The organism is Microcoleus sp. B4-C2, assembly GCF_036705265.1.
Taxonomy (GTDB): Bacteria; Cyanobacteriota; Cyanobacteriia; order Cyanobacteriales; family Microcoleaceae; genus Microcoleus.
In genome coordinates this window covers 21,374-35,210 of the sequence record NZ_JAUBUB010000068.1, presented here as the reverse complement: position 1 = coordinate 35,210, position 13,837 = coordinate 21,374, and the positions used below count along the sequence as shown (strand labels likewise).

General features: G+C 43.1%; 12 protein-coding genes and 1 pseudogene. 4 read left to right on the top strand and 9 right to left on the bottom strand.

The features are described from left to right. Window positions 1-42: 42 nt before the first annotated feature. The 3 genes from QUB20_RS19260 to acpP all read right to left on the bottom strand — a co-directional run bounded on the left by QUB20_RS19260 (window position 43) and on the right by acpP (window position 1,123). Window positions 43-381 (bottom strand): hypothetical protein, encoded by a 339-nt coding sequence (locus QUB20_RS19260; RefSeq protein ID WP_333248429.1) that lies wholly within the window; start codon window positions 379-381, stop codon window positions 43-45. Window positions 382-532: 151 nt separating this feature from the next. After that, on the bottom strand, window positions 533-712 hold the full coding sequence (locus QUB20_RS19255; protein WP_333248427.1) for a hypothetical protein: 180 nt from the start codon (window positions 710-712) through the stop codon (window positions 533-535). A gap of 180 nt (window positions 713-892) precedes the next feature. Further along, the gene (gene acpP, locus QUB20_RS19250; RefSeq protein ID WP_333248431.1) at window positions 893-1,123 is read right to left on the bottom strand and encodes an acyl carrier protein; all 231 of its coding nucleotides are present in this window, start codon (window positions 1,121-1,123) and stop codon (window positions 893-895) included. A 1,493-nt stretch (window positions 1,124-2,616) separates the two neighbouring features. On the opposite strand from acpP, the gene QUB20_RS19245 reads away from it, so the two are divergent. Continuing rightward, window positions 2,617-5,244 carry a dynamin family protein gene (locus tag QUB20_RS19245; RefSeq protein ID WP_333248426.1) on the top strand — a complete coding sequence of 876 codons (2,628 nt, stop codon included), beginning with the start codon at window positions 2,617-2,619 and terminating at the stop codon, window positions 5,242-5,244. Here QUB20_RS19245 and QUB20_RS19240 read toward each other — a convergent pair. The 5 genes from QUB20_RS19240 to ruvA form a co-directional block, all read right to left on the bottom strand. Next, window positions 5,220-5,780 carry a Uma2 family endonuclease gene (locus QUB20_RS19240; RefSeq protein ID WP_333244183.1) on the bottom strand — a complete coding sequence of 187 codons (561 nt, stop codon included), beginning with the start codon at window positions 5,778-5,780 and terminating at the stop codon, window positions 5,220-5,222. The two genes, QUB20_RS19245 and QUB20_RS19240, sit on opposite strands and share 25 nt — an antisense overlap. 309 nt (window positions 5,781-6,089) lie before the next feature. Next, on the bottom strand, window positions 6,090-7,151 hold the full coding sequence (aroF, locus tag QUB20_RS19235; RefSeq protein WP_333248423.1) for a 3-deoxy-7-phosphoheptulonate synthase: 1,062 nt from the start codon (window positions 7,149-7,151) through the stop codon (window positions 6,090-6,092). 265 nt (window positions 7,152-7,416) lie between these two features. Next, window positions 7,417-7,890 (bottom strand): PAM68 family protein, encoded by a 474-nt coding sequence (locus tag QUB20_RS19230; RefSeq protein ID WP_333058252.1) that lies wholly within the window; start codon window positions 7,888-7,890, stop codon window positions 7,417-7,419. A gap of 95 nt (window positions 7,891-7,985) precedes the next feature. Next, window positions 7,986-8,255, bottom strand: a complete 270-nt coding sequence (gene rpsO, locus QUB20_RS19225; RefSeq protein WP_015174482.1) for a 30S ribosomal protein S15 — start codon at window positions 8,253-8,255, stop codon at window positions 7,986-7,988. Window positions 8,256-8,505: 250 nt separating this feature from the next. Further along, complete coding sequence (gene ruvA, locus QUB20_RS19220) at window positions 8,506-9,129, bottom strand: Holliday junction branch migration protein RuvA (RefSeq protein WP_333248421.1); 624 nt, start codon at window positions 9,127-9,129, stop codon at window positions 8,506-8,508. Window positions 9,130-10,109: 980 nt separating this feature from the next. On the opposite strand from ruvA, the pseudogene QUB20_RS19215 reads away from it, so the two are divergent. Next, window positions 10,110-10,802, top strand: a pseudogene (locus QUB20_RS19215) (IS1 family transposase). A gap of 313 nt (window positions 10,803-11,115) precedes the next feature. On the opposite strand, the gene QUB20_RS19210 reads toward QUB20_RS19215, so the two are convergent. Then, window positions 11,116-12,411, bottom strand: a complete 1,296-nt coding sequence (locus QUB20_RS19210) for a ribonuclease D (protein WP_333248419.1) — start codon at window positions 12,409-12,411, stop codon at window positions 11,116-11,118. Between the two features lie 828 nt (window positions 12,412-13,239). On the opposite strand from QUB20_RS19210, the gene QUB20_RS19205 reads away from it, so the two are divergent. Then, window positions 13,240-13,368, top strand: coding sequence for a reverse transcriptase N-terminal domain-containing protein (locus QUB20_RS19205; RefSeq protein WP_445299418.1), 129 nt, complete (start codon window positions 13,240-13,242; stop codon window positions 13,366-13,368). Window positions 13,369-13,502: 134 nt separating this feature from the next. Next, on the top strand, window positions 13,503-13,697 hold the full coding sequence (locus QUB20_RS19200) for a reverse transcriptase N-terminal domain-containing protein (RefSeq protein ID WP_333244196.1): 195 nt from the start codon (window positions 13,503-13,505) through the stop codon (window positions 13,695-13,697). Window positions 13,698-13,837 lie beyond the last annotated feature (140 nt).

The window sequence follows — 13,837 nt, the reverse complement described above, 5'->3', positions numbered from 1 at the left end:
AATTGCTGAAATCAGCATTTTATAGGATTCGTATGTCTATTTTCAGAATTCTATCAATAAGCGTTCAACACTTCTGGTTGCTCTACTAACGGAAAATCCAATTTTCCCATAAAGTTTGGGACGGAGTTCTTCAAGAGTTGCATCATTATTTGCTTCAATCAATTCCGCCAAGATGAGTAGGTGATCCGCATTAAGTTTGCCTTTGACTCCACATCGGTCAGTTCTCGGAGTAATGTTTTTTGTTTCACGATATTGTTTAAACAATTTTTGTACGAAACTCAGGGCTACAGAAAAACGCTTAGCTATTGCTTTTTGTGAAATCGGTTCAGTATGATAAGTATCAAGGATTTTTTGCCTAAAATCAATCGAATAAGCTTTCATTTTTAACAATGTATGAAGAGGAGTACAAATTTACTTTTTGTGAGTCAAGCAGCTCGTGCTGTCAAAAAAATGCTATTATGTATGCTATCGCTTTCGCGTGGCTTGTGCGTAACCATGTAATTATAGTTCGTTTGCTCTGATATTCTCTGCTTTATCCTCCTGAGTGAGTGTCAGTAACATTATACCTCATCTTTCCGAGAAAGGCTATAAAATTTCCTTGTAAGGTGTCCCCAACAATTTTAAGAGTTCCTGTACCGCTGGTTCGGACGGGAACTGCACCGACTAATTGACCGGGAATCCCGCTGATTTGGGTAACTGATTTAGACTTCATTTTTTTTGATGTTTGTTGTAATAATAATGACATTGGTCGTACAATTTTTGGTAGGGACACGGGCTTTGGTTGTGTCCTTACACCGATCGCTCTGCTGAGTTGGTATCACATGAAAGCTTGAAGTCTTTCTAGTGCTTTCTTCTGTTTAAGGAATTTGAACTTGGTTACTGTCTTTGCTTTTTAAACAGCAACTTTTTTGTAAATGTAATCAACAGCCTGTTGAACTGTTTCTATGTTCTCCGCAGCTTCATCGGGAATTTCAATGTCGAATTCCTCCTCAATGGCCATAATTAGCTCTACTGCATCGAGAGAATCGGCTCCTAAATCCTTGGCAAAATTAGCGTTTATGGTGACTTTACTTGCCTCAAATTCTAGTTGCTTGGCAACAACGGCTTTGACTTTTTCATAAATTTGCTGCTTAACCTTATCGCTTGGGAAAGATTCTGCAACAACGGTAGCAGTAGCAGTATTATTCGTAGTTTCATCAGAATCTAATTCTAATTCCTCTTCGGATTCATCCCGGACTTTGAAGTACCAAAATAGATTAGCCACAGCCAAATCAGAGGCTTTTTCCAAATTCGACGATACTAAACTTTTATGACCCCCTAGTTCCCCTTGTTCAATGATATAATCTTCATACTCTTCACGTCGCTCCTGATCGAGCATCCATTCCAGTTGAGTGCGAAGCGCGTAAAAATGAGACTTCGGCTTCAAATTTTCATAAAATAACTGTTCCTCTGGGATTGCTAAAGCTGTTGCGGCTGAGTTTTTCTCCACCTTAACAGCAGAGTCAGATTTACTAAAATCAGCACTTTGCAACTGTTTTAATTCACTTGGCGGTAAAGCTTTCATCCATTCAATCTGATTTTGCCAAGTCTCTAATAAAACTAAATCGCGATCGTGAATGCACGTAATTTCAGGAAAAAGAAAGTCAAGCTCTTCGTCTGAGTCACAACAGTGTATAATACCGAGGCTATCTTGACGGATTTGTTGTTGAAGTTGAGAAATACGATCGCCCGCAGCCCCATACTCATTTTGCACCTGATAAGTCGCAATAATACTTTGTTCGATCGTCCAACTGCACTCTAACCGCCGCAACTGTCCCGCCGCACAGGTTTCTGACAACAACTGCGGATTTCTGTAATCAGCTAAAGCCTCAAACAGCATCCCCCGCGCCGCATCAATTTCAGCATTGCGGCGGTTGATATCTTGCAGTTGCAAAGCCGATCGCATTCGTTGAATTGCTTGATTAAATAACCCGTAAGCCCGCACTAAGACTAGGCGATGGTTCTCAAATTTTATATCTGCAACCACTTCGGAAATTAATTGCTTAATTTCGGCGCCTTGGCCTTTCAAAAGTTGTTCTAAATTGATGAAACCATTTTCTACTTTAACTTCCAGCCTTTCTACTGCTTTTTTTAGTTTCAAAGTCTGGTGCAAATTCACCGCCGACAAGGCTACCCCGGCGAAAGTTCCCACACCAATGACGGCTGTTGTCGCTTGCAGCACTCCCATACTGGCTTGGACGGCTTGAAAGCCCATGTGAATTTGCTGCCTCTGCACCTCCAAATCAGCTTTGACGGCTTCAACGCCCTTATAGTTTTGGTACATCTGCAAGCCACTCATGACAAGCTGCACGGGCAACACTAAGGGCGCTAGCGGGCTATTGTTGACGATCGCGCCAACCGCATGAGCCACAAACTGTCCCGTCGCTGCATCCCTCGCCATGCCGATCGGCACTCCGGCAGATGTAAAAACTTGTACATACTTGCCAGCCTCGATCGCAGCCTGTACCGCTGCGGGAAATACAAAGTTCATCATAAATTTTTACCCTGGTATAAACCAACACAACAACTGATCTATTATGATCCATTTAATAAAAGAAATATTATTAGGCGCTGCCAATGAATAATTCGTTAATTAGTCCCCAAACAATTGAGCTTGTTTCGCTGCTGACAGGGCAAAAACTCCGAAAAGAAGATATTACTCCGCCTGTGCTTTTTCTGGGGGGGCTGGTGACGGTGTTGCTGGGAGTCATTCATGCTGACGGTACGGTAAGTGCTGAGGAAACGCAGCGATTGCGGGCCACTTTGACGGAACTTATTCCCCCTAACAGCAGTTTTGGCCCATTGGTAGTGCCGATGGTTAAGGGCGTGCGGGAACAGCAAGTTTACAAAAAAATGCAGGAGTTGTTGGCGCTGACAGCGTGTTTTTCTGAGGAGGACAAACTGCTGCTGATTAGTTTTGGCTATCAGATGTCGGCAGCAGATGGGACAATGGACGATAGCGAAAAAGAGTATTTAATACTTATCGGTAACACACTGGAAATTGACTCTCGATACTTGGCAGTTTTAGCAGCTAGTTTTAGCAATCAAGCGATCGCAGATACAGCAGCTTTAGCAGAAGTGCACAGGTTACTCGATCCAGCACAATTTCAATCTCTCGATTCTATGTTTGTCCGTGCTGCCAGTCACATTATCGGACATTTACCAGCAAAACCGAAACACAAAACAAATCAAAATCAGTCAGTTTCGTCCTATCAGGAGTTGAAAAATTTTCAACTGTACCGACAACAACTGGATGCTGTTTGTGGAAAACTATATTTAACTCTGCAAGATGGAAGCGATCGCAACGTGCTATCTCCTACTTTAACAGCAGAAGTAACAAAAATATCTCGCAAATTGCAATCTCAGCGGTTTCGCGTGGTTGTCGTCGGCGAGTTTAGTAAAGGCAAATCAACCTTACTAAATGCTTTGGTGGGCGAGAAAATTCAACCAGTGCGGGCTACTCCTTGTAGCGGTACGGTGACTATTTTGAAATATGGATCGAAGCGCAGGGTTGTTTGTTATTACAAAAATGGAGATAAGGAAGAGATTTCGCCGGAAGAATATCAAAAGAAAGCTTCTATTTCTAGAAAGGCAGCTTCTGGTTCTATTGCAGATGAAAAAGCCCCATCAGAAATCGCAGAAATCGTTTTTGAGCATCCCGAATTAGAGTTGTGCAGCAATGGCGTAGAAATTATTGATACTCCCGGATTGAACGAACAAGCGGAACGCACAGTGGCGACTCAGCAAGTTCTGAAAACGGCTGATGCAGTTATTTTTTTGACTCAGGCTAACACTGTTTTAACAAAGACAGAACAAGAACTGCTTTTGTACTTAAAAAAAGAATTGAATTATGGTGAAGAGAATGAAGGTGCAAGAAACATTTTTATTGCAGTGAGTTTTTTCGATTGGCTGGAGAGTGAAGAGGATCGCCAGGATGTAAAAGAAATGGTAGAAACAATTGTTAATGGGGCAAAATCAATTATTGCTGGTGAAAACCGGATTCATTTTATTTCGGCTAAATCAGCACTCGATGCTATTTTGGATGGAACAGAAAATGAGTATGTGAAATCTTTTCAGGATTTTACCAAATCTCTCGAACAGTTTTTGACAGTTGAACGGGGGGCGATCGCACTTAACCAATCTGCAGCCGGAATTAAGCAAATTATTAATACTGGCTGCGATAAATTGAGTCAATATAGGGAAATGTTAGAAGGAAATTTGACAGTTTCTCAAGGAGATAAACAGAAAATATTTGAACAGATGGCGGAAGCAAGCGGCCGCGATGTTAAGATTAGACTATTAGCAGGAGAACTGAGAAAACAATCTTCTAAGGAAGTCGATCGGTCTTTTCATGAGTGGCAAGAAGGATTGGACGATCGCATGGCTACCAAAAGTAAGGAATGGACTTCAGAGCAGAATCAGATTTTGAGCCAAAACCACTTGATCCAAGATTATGCCAATCAATTTGTGAAGGAACTAACACAAGATATTGATGACTGGAGCGCCAAAAAATTGCAGTTTATATTGACACAAAAAATAGCAATTTTAGACAGCAAAATTAATGAAGAAATTTCTGCAATTCGACAAGATTTTCAACAGTTGGATCTGCAACTTAGCACTAGCCTTGTTACTCAATTCAATAACTTCGCCGCAAGAAATCTGGGTGGAATTGGTATCGATGGACTAGATATCGCTTCATCAATCAACTCAGATATTGGAGGTGCTGGAGGTTTTTTGGGTGGTTTAGGTATTGGTGGAGCCGTCGCGGCTGCATTGCTGGCGTTTGCAGGAGTTGGTATCATTCCAGTTATTTTAGCAGGGTTAGCTGCTGCATCAGGTGGATCGTTTGGGCTGGGGATGCTAGATGTAGATGGAATTCACTCTCAGATCAAGCAAAAAGTTTGTAAGTTAGGGTTGCAGAAATTTAAGGAATCTAAGGAGTCGATTCTTGAGAAGATAAAAGAAAGAATTAAAGCAGTATTTGACGAGCGAAATGAAGCAGCTAGCGGTGCGATCGTGCAAGCAATGTCGCTGTGGGAGAATTTATTAGAACAGCAGGAAAAGTGCGATCGAGAGCAAGCAGATTGCGATGCCCAAAAAGTTTGGCTGGCTGACAAACGCCGAGAACTCGAACAAGTACAAAATCAAATTGAGGCTATTTTAAATCAGAGCGATCGCCCTCAATCAATCAATTCCGCTTCCTGAAAAATCTGTCTAGTCGTCAACTCCAAACCAGGCAGCAACTCATCCACAATCGGTGTATTATCCGTATAAACTTGACTAGAACCATCGGTCAAAAAACTTCTAATTAAAATAGCCTCTGGATCGATTACCCAAACTCGCGGAACACCCGCAGCCAAATAATCTTTCGCCTTCTCTTCAAATTCCTTCATACTTTGATCGGGCGATATAATCTCAATCACCAGTTCAGGAATTGCGGGACAAGCTTCATTTCGCCGCCAACTTTTCGGCAGACGTTCATAAGAAATGTACGTTAAATCGGGAACAGGTGCCCAATCTTTATCCTGACGTTTTAACAAAATTGCCCATTCTGGAAGCACTCGCCCGCGTCCTTTACACCATACACGAATCAGGTCACACAAAGCTCCCTGTAAACTGGAATGAAAAAATTTTGGAGACACTTTAGGAACTGCTTCACCATCTACAAACTCACAATATACATCTCCGTCGGGCAAAGCTAGAAATTCTGCTAAAGTGAGTTTGGTTCCGATGCCTACCATGACTCCCAGCCCTCTCGCTAATTAATTCAAATATCAATTATACAAAATTTCCCAACTTTCCTAGAAGTACGATCGCCCTTGGGCCTCTATTCCAAAAACCGAATAACAAAATCCCCGACTTCTTTAACAAGTCGGGGATTTAACCCAATACGGTTCCGTTAAAACTATTTATTCCTCGGAGATCCCCCTAAATCCCCCTTAAGAAGGGGAGTAGGGGTTGACTTTGAGAACATTCTTGTCCCCCCCTTTTTAAGGGGGGTTAGGGGGGATCTGGGTTAACCCAAGCGTATTGACTGATTACCGCGATTTTTATGCCAAAACTGGCACTGGCTGCGGCCAACGTCCCATGACTTTACCAATCACCGCCAATTCTTCCATTAACTTGTCGAACTGATCCGGTGTTAAAGATTGCGGCCCGTCAGACAAAGCTTTTTTCGGATTCGGGTGCACTTCAATCATCAGCGAATCTGTACCAGAGGCGATCGAAGCAAACGCCATTGACGGTACAAACTGCGCCCAACCGGTGCCGTGACTGGGGTCAACCATAATCGGTAAGTGAGTCAGAGTCCGCAATACTGGTACTGCCGACAAATCAAGCGTATTCCGTGTATATTGCCTGTCATACCCGCGAATTCCGCGCTCGCACAAAATCACGTTCGGATTGCCAGAAGCCATGATATACTCAGCAGCCATCAACCATTCTTCAATGGTTGCGGAAATGCCGCGCTTCAGCAAAACAGGTTTGTCTTGAGCTCCGACTTTCTTCAACAGTGAGAAATTCTGCATATTTCTCGCCCCGACTTGTACCACGTCGGCTACTTCTACGATCGCACTTAAGTCCGCCGCATCCATAACTTCCGTAATAATTCCCAAACCGCTAGCTTCCCGCGCCGCAGCTAGCAATCCCAAAGCACTCTCGCCGTGGCCTTGGAAAGCGTAGGGGGAAGTTCTCGGTTTGTAGGCTCCACCGCGCAGAAAATGAGCTCCAGCAGCTTTGACGCGCATTGCCGTTTCGACAATCATTTCTTCGTTTTCGACCGAGCAAGGGCCTGCTACGATCGCGATCGGGTGATGCAAGCCGATCATCACAGTTCCTAAAGGAGTAGCAACTTCTACTGTGCTGGCTTCTCCTTGGCGATATTCCAGAGAAGCGCGTTTGTAGGGTTTTTCCACGCGCAGCACTTCTTCAATCCAGGTGCTCATTTCGCGCAGTTGCATCGGTTCTAGTTCAACGGTGTCGCCCACCAAACCCATGACGGTTTTGTAACGGCCGACGATTTTTTCTGGTATCAAACCCCAGTTAGTGCGGAGCTCTTCGTCGATGCGATCGATCTCGGCTTCTGGAGTGCCGGCTTTCATTACTATAATCATATTTTTTTTGCCTTTTTAGTTGGGCTAGACACGAATTATGACACGGATGGAATGCGAAAAATCCCGTTTTTACCTAAGCCTCGATCCCCCTAAATCCCCCTTAAGAAGGGGGACTTTGAGCAAGTTCTTGTCCCCCCCTTCTTAAGGGGGGCTAGGGGGGATCTGGGGCTAATCGTCAAACAGAAGTCTCTGACTGGGTTTAACCTTAAGTTGACACCGATGACTACTGACTAATGACTAATGACTAATGACTAATAACTAATGACTAACTTTTTGGCTTCGCGGCGCGCCACGCTTCTCGCATCCGTCCAAAATTGGTATTAAATTCTTCCCACCCCAGAGTGCTTCCTGAAACTTCTTCATCCCAGGAAGCTGAGAGGACTCCGTAGCTTAATCCCAGAACGCCTAGACCAAAACAGCCCATGCTTACCAGCAATACTGCTGTGTTGGGCAGATCAAACAAGCCTTTGCTGACTATCAAATAGCTGACAAAAAATGTGGAAATTCCCAGGATTGTCGGTATGCCGCAGAATACCGCTATGCGAGATATCATGCGTTGGCTGACTACTTCTGGGATGGATTGCGCCTGTTTTCCGGTTTTGTTAGCTTTCGGCTGCTTGTCGGCAGAATCCGACTCTAAGGCTATGCTTGCTTGGGGTTCTGGGGGCTTTTTAGGCGTTTTTTTACGATTTGTTGCCGGTTCAAAGGGCAAGCGCTTGCGGGGTGGTTCGGAGGACATATTTTATCTCTGACCTGAAATCTCGAACATTTTTCAATAAGTCTTGGTGTTTGTCCAAGATTAAAGAATATTGTCGCAAATTTTGGCTTTGGTGTTTAGCCGCGAATGCCTAGACGGGCAATCAATGCTTTGTAGCGATCGGCATTTTGCTTTTGGATGTATGCCAGCAGGCGCTTGCGGCGGCTGATCATCATCATCAAACCGCGCCGGGAGGCGAAGTCTTTTTGGTTGATTTTCAGGTGGGCGCTGAGTTTGGTAATGCGATCGGTCAGCATGGCGACTTGGACATCTGCTGAACCGGTATCGGTTTCATGGGTTTGGAAGTCGCCCATGATTTCTTGTTTGCGCTGTTGTGTAAGAGCCATGAATTGATTTTAGTTTTTTTTGTACGATTGTCACGATCTCCAATGTTATCACAGGGGAAGCATAACAACGATAAAATTTTTGCTAAGGATGGGTTTGTTTTTTGAGCAGAATAGACTTGAATTGCAAACATACTTAGGACGGGCGGGACGCCCATCCCACAGGAAAAAAAATTGTGGGATGGGCGTCCCGCCCGTCCAGGGTTTTTATTCCCGGCGGCTAGATATTGTAGGGGATTATCATTGTAGGCAATTATCGGCTCAAATAGGCGATCGCCTCACGTATCCAATCATCGGCATTACCTTTGGCCGACAAAGTGCTGTCTTGACTGAGGGTTTGCAGCGCTTGCAAGACTTCAGCCCCAGTGTATCCCATCGCCAGCAGGATCATCTCGACTTCTTCTTGAATAGCTGGGGGGACTCCGGCCGCGACTGAAGTTGTCAAACCTGCTTGCTGGCGCCATTCCGAGAGTTTGCTTTTGAGTTCCAGGGCGAGACGTTCTGCGGTTTTTGTACCCACGCCCGGAGTTTTGGCGAGGATGCGGGTGTTACCGCCGACGATCGCCTGGACTAAATCTTGCAATCCTAAAGTATCAAGAAGTGCGATCGCCAGTTGAGAACCCACACCGCTGACACTCGTCAACTGCCGAAACAAATCGCGTTCTGCCGCGCTGCCAAAACCGTACAATACGATTTGGTCTTCCTTAACTTGCTGGTGGGTAAAAATTTGGGCGACTTCGCCGGATGCTGGCAATTGACCGGTCACACGGGGCAAAATTTGGATTTCATAGCCGATGTGATTGACTTCCAGAGTCAATATGACGCGGTTGCTGCCTTTGGCGATATCGGCGACTGTGCCTTTGAGATAGCTAATCATAGAGTTTATAATACACCGCTATTCGTTTTCGTCAAACTCGGCGATGATGCAGCAGATTTCGTTGAGGCTGATATCTGTTCGATTCCCTTCGGGATAGCTTCACTTCACGGATTTTGAGTAAATGGTTAACAAAAGTACGATCGACGGTGATTCTATAGCGTTTTTCATAGCTATGAGGTACTTAGTAAAGTCAAACTATTAAGAGAAAAATTATCACGGCAACCCAATTCAATAGACTTTAGCCCAAAAATTATAGACGTGAGAGAACAAGAAAATCTTTGAATAATAAAAGTAGCAGAACGTTTTAAGGTAGCCAAGACTTTTGTTCAAAAAATACTAAAAAGATCCCAAAACAGAGGAGATATCATTCCTAGGAATCGAGGAGCAAGTCCACTCACAAAATTAACAGGGCGAACAATTAGTGACTTTAGTGGAAATAATAGAAGAGAATAATGATGCAACTTTAAAAGAGTTAACTGAATTGCTTGAGTCAAAAATCGGAATAAAAGTAAGTAGATAGAAATCCTCAATGATTTTCTATATGTAGAGCAATCCTAAATGATTTTATTTGTGTAAATATATTGACGTATTTTGGGGGAATCAAATTTATGTTGGTTAGTAAAAAACTCAAATAAAAATTTGACAAGCTTAAAAGGCATACATAAATACCAATACTTTCTTGAAAAGTTTTTATTTTAGCTTGTAACCAAATATCTTCAACGGGATTCTGTTGGGGAGCATTGGGAGCAAATAAAATACAAGTAATTGACAAATTCTCAGGTTCATTGTCACCATTTAGTTATAATTAAAAGTATCTAAGTTCTCCATATTTATGATAACTAGCTCCATCCCAAATCAAGATAATTTTGCGATATTTATATTTTGTAAGTATTTTATGAATTTAACTGTTGATTTTCCGGTAGTGATTTTATGTAAAGGATAGAGGATAATAGCTCTATGCCAATCTTTTGAGGAGTCTCATGATGAAACCCTATCTGATTTGTCCCACTTGTGGTTCTGACGATGTGATGAAAAATGGTATGACTCATCGCGGAAAACTTTCACCATAAATGTCGTGACTGTGGTCGCCAGGAAAGTCGAAAATCCTAAGTGGCAACCCAAAAACACCGACACCGGGCGCAAAAATTGAGTTGCTTCTCCTTGAACCGTAGAACCCAAGGCTACAGTTATCCCAAAAGAAGTCGGAAAACACACCGTCCAAATGGATGAACTATTGTATGAAAGTAGACAATAAAGGGAATAAACAATGGGTTTGGTTAGCGATGAATGCCAAGACTCGGGAAGTTCACGGATGTCATATTGGAGACCGTTCCTTAAAGTCTGCTCTTGCATTATGGGATTCCCTACCGAGTCTCTATCGCCTGCAGTGCCAAGATTTATACCGATCATAGGGAGGCATATGCTGCGGTTTTACCGACATTCACGGCATCAGCCTGTGGGGAAAGAAAGCGGATTGACGAGTTACATCGAACGATTAAATAATACTCTCAGGCAGCGAATTTCGCGATTAGTCAGGAAGACATTATCGTTTTCTAAGAAGTTGGAGAATCATGGCTGGTGCTATTTGGAATTTTATTCATGACTACAATCACCAAATCCGATTAGCAATGCTGAAGACTCAACCGCCTCAATTTTCTCCATCCTTTACATAAAAGCACTACCTAGGAGATATTTACAAAATTGGGATGCTCTCGGCTGCAACCCTTATTTGGTCTTGTTCTTAGACCTCTTTCTCACCCTCCCAGACCCCAGAGAACACATACAGCCTCTTCGGTGGTTCATGAAGTACACTATAAAGCTATATTGTGTGGTGTTAATCCTCCGGGTGCGGCTCGGCGAAATATTGGTCGATAAAACTTACAGATTGACGGGTGTATCAGCACCTTACACGGGCTAGAATATTGTGTGTACCACATCTACATGGAATATGCTGTAAAAATGAGAAGAAACATGATATTTTAGTATTTAAAAAGGGATTTCATCATCATCCTCCTCTTCCATAGTCTTAGCCGTCATCCGCCAACTCGTAAGATACTCAATTTGCACATCAATTTTGTTAATAGCTTCCCCTAACCGCTTCTGAATGTATTGAGTCAGCGTCATCATAAAATCTAACTCAACTCCCACAGATAGCGCAAGTTTTGCCAATCTAGCAAAATCTACCTTCAAAATGGAGGAACTGGATAACTTAAAATGGGGAGTATTTTCCTTGCTTTGCACCAACATTGCTTTTTTAATTCGCTCTTTCAAATGCTCAACTTCTGAATCCAGTAACTTCCATTCAGGCAAAATTTTTTGATACCTTTCCCCCAATACTGTTAAATCCTCACTCTCCGGTTCCGGCGCAATTTTCTTAGTGGATTTCCGCCGTTGCTGTACATTATAATTTAACCGCCAACTAGCAATATCCTCAACTTCCAAAGATGGATCAGCGATGAGGTTGCCTAACTGTTTTTGAATTTCTTTCGTCAGCGTCACCGGAAAATTTAACTCAATTCCCTCATTTTCCATCAGTCTGGCCAGCGTCATAAAATCAACTTTCATCGTTATCGAACTGGAAAGCTCAAAATAAGAACTGTCTTTGAGCTTTTGGGCCAGCATCCCTGCTTTAATGCGTTCTTTCACTTCAGCAATTTCTGAATCTAGCGGTTTCCACCGAGATTCTATTTCCTGATATTTTTCACCCAATTCTGTCAAGTTTTCCGTTGCTGGTTCGGGGTAGCATTGGGCAAGAATTTCTAGCAGGTGGCGATGCACTCCAGCTAAATAAACCGCGTCCATCTTGGCATATTCTAGCTGATTCTGGGTCAGGGGACGCTTTGCCCAATCGCCGCTTTGTTCTGTTTTATCTACATAAGCAATGCCGCAAAGTGTTTCTATTAAAGTTTTGAGTTTTCGGTTGGGTAATGGCAGGATGTAAGTGGGAATTTTTGTCGCCATTTTGAATGTGCAAGTGACATTTTGAGCGTCGTCATTGCCGAGAAATCTGATGTCATAGCTGGCGTTGTGCAAGACTTTTTCAATATGTGGATTGACCATGATTTGGTTGATGAAATCTTTGGTCAATTCTGGTTTATCCAAGACATCTAGTAGAAAAGTGGCATCTCCCGTGGAATCTGTGGAGTCAGCTAACACCTGAATCAGAGATAATCTGGGGTTGGATTTATAGTCTGCTATTTCTGTATCCACCCACAGGATTTTAGCTTGGGAAAATTTAGCGATGAGTGCTTTGATATCGTTTGCTGCTGTTAAATAAGGCATTTTTAGAGACTTTTGCTATTAACTTTTTGATTCTATTATGCTATAGCAATTATCGGCTCGATTGTCAACAATTTAAACACCGGACATCGCATTGCCGTGTCCTGGATACACGCCAACCTCAGAAACCCGGTTGCCCCGGTTTCTTCCTATATTTCTCGTTCTAGCGTGCGTTTCGTTCTGAAGAAACCCAGAAATGGGGGAAACTCAGGCTCTAATAAGGTAATCCAATATGGATTGAGTTCGCACTTTAATCTCTTGTTAGATGACAACTTGTTCGTCTTGTGGGTGAGAACACTGTTCAAGTCCCATCCCGCTGGTGCTGCGGTGAAAGCATCACCCCTACGGTAGCGATTAGCCATCAATTCGTAAAGCGGGGTGAAAAGACGGTAACTGGAAAACCTATTCTAGAATCCCGTCGAGCAAGAGTTTATCGGTAGCGAAAGTAAAGGTACATCCGAACCATCGTGAGCGATAACCAGCGAAACAGGTTGATACGCGCTTGAGTCCCAAAAGGGCAAGGATTGGTAAGAAAGGGACTTTACCTTCAATGTACCACAGGGTTGGCAATTGTTAGCTTGACCAACTCAGCACTCTGTAATAAATTCGCTGGAAAGTACCACCCTAAAAACTCTAAACAAAGACGAACAGGAACGAAATAACCTACCGTTTGCTCTCTGAAAAAGTCGATTTTTCAGAGAAGGTGCGTTCCCGGATGCAACGGCAAGGAGAGATTGGGTCAAAAGCGAAAGATCCCCTGTAACGAGGGAGATATGCAGACAGACCCACGGTGTCTCGGAAGATAGAACCTCCAGTAGCAATCTAAAAGTCATGAGCACGGTAAAACCGATGTATGAATGGAACAAGACTCCCTGGCGAAAGCTGGAAATAGTTGTGTTCAAGTTGCAGAAAAGAATCTATCAAGCCGCCAATCGTGGTGATACAGCATATTCCATGTAGATGTGGTACACACAATCTTCTAGCCCGTGTAAGGTGCTGATACACCCGTCAATCTGTAAGTTTTATCGACCAATATTTCGCCGAGCCGCACCCGGAGGATTAACACCACACAATATAGCTTTATAGTGTACTTCATGAACCACCGAACAGGCTGTATTAAGGCACTTCGCAGACTCCAAAAGTTGTTGATGAAGTCCTGGGCTGCAAAATGCTTAGCGGTACGTAGGGAACAAAGGAACCACTTCAAGACTGGGCAAACATTAACTGGAAGCTCGTCAAGAAGCGTCAGGACTTACGCACGACCACTAGATATAGCGTACCGGGTTTAGAAATACCCATTGGATAGAGCGATAATATAAAATTAACTATCTTGACTTTTACATAATAAATTTTAATTACACGGAATAAAAATTTAATAACTTTAGGGTCTGCTAAATAGTCGGAACTGCACGATAATTCCATTTTGGTA

Excerpts from the sequence above, each read along its gene's own strand:
- QUB20_RS19260 (WP_333248429.1), bottom strand. The coding sequence starts at position 381 with ATGAAAGCTTATTCGATTGATTTTAGGCAAAAAATCCTTGATACTTAT.
- QUB20_RS19255 (WP_333248427.1), bottom strand. The coding sequence starts at position 712 with ATGAAGTCTAAATCAGTTACCCAAATCAGCGGGATTCCCGGTCAATTA.
- QUB20_RS19245 (WP_333248426.1), top strand. The coding sequence starts at position 2,617 with ATGAATAATTCGTTAATTAGTCCCCAAACAATTGAGCTTGTTTCGCTG.
- QUB20_RS19240 (WP_333244183.1), bottom strand. The coding sequence starts at position 5,780 with ATGGTAGGCATCGGAACCAAACTCACTTTAGCAGAATTTCTAGCTTTG.
- aroF (WP_333248423.1), bottom strand. The coding sequence starts at position 7,151 with ATGATTATAGTAATGAAAGCCGGCACTCCAGAAGCCGAGATCGATCGC.
- QUB20_RS19230 (WP_333058252.1), bottom strand. The coding sequence starts at position 7,890 with ATGTCCTCCGAACCACCCCGCAAGCGCTTGCCCTTTGAACCGGCAACA.
- rpsO (WP_015174482.1), bottom strand. The coding sequence starts at position 8,255 with ATGGCTCTTACACAACAGCGCAAACAAGAAATCATGGGCGACTTCCAA.
- ruvA (WP_333248421.1), bottom strand. The coding sequence starts at position 9,129 with ATGATTAGCTATCTCAAAGGCACAGTCGCCGATATCGCCAAAGGCAGC.
- QUB20_RS19210 (WP_333248419.1), bottom strand. The coding sequence starts at position 12,411 with ATGCCTTATTTAACAGCAGCAAACGATATCAAAGCACTCATCGCTAAA.
- QUB20_RS19205 (WP_445299418.1), top strand. The coding sequence starts at position 13,240 with ATGAGCACGGTAAAACCGATGTATGAATGGAACAAGACTCCCTGGCGA.
- QUB20_RS19200 (WP_333244196.1), top strand. The coding sequence starts at position 13,503 with ATGAACCACCGAACAGGCTGTATTAAGGCACTTCGCAGACTCCAAAAG.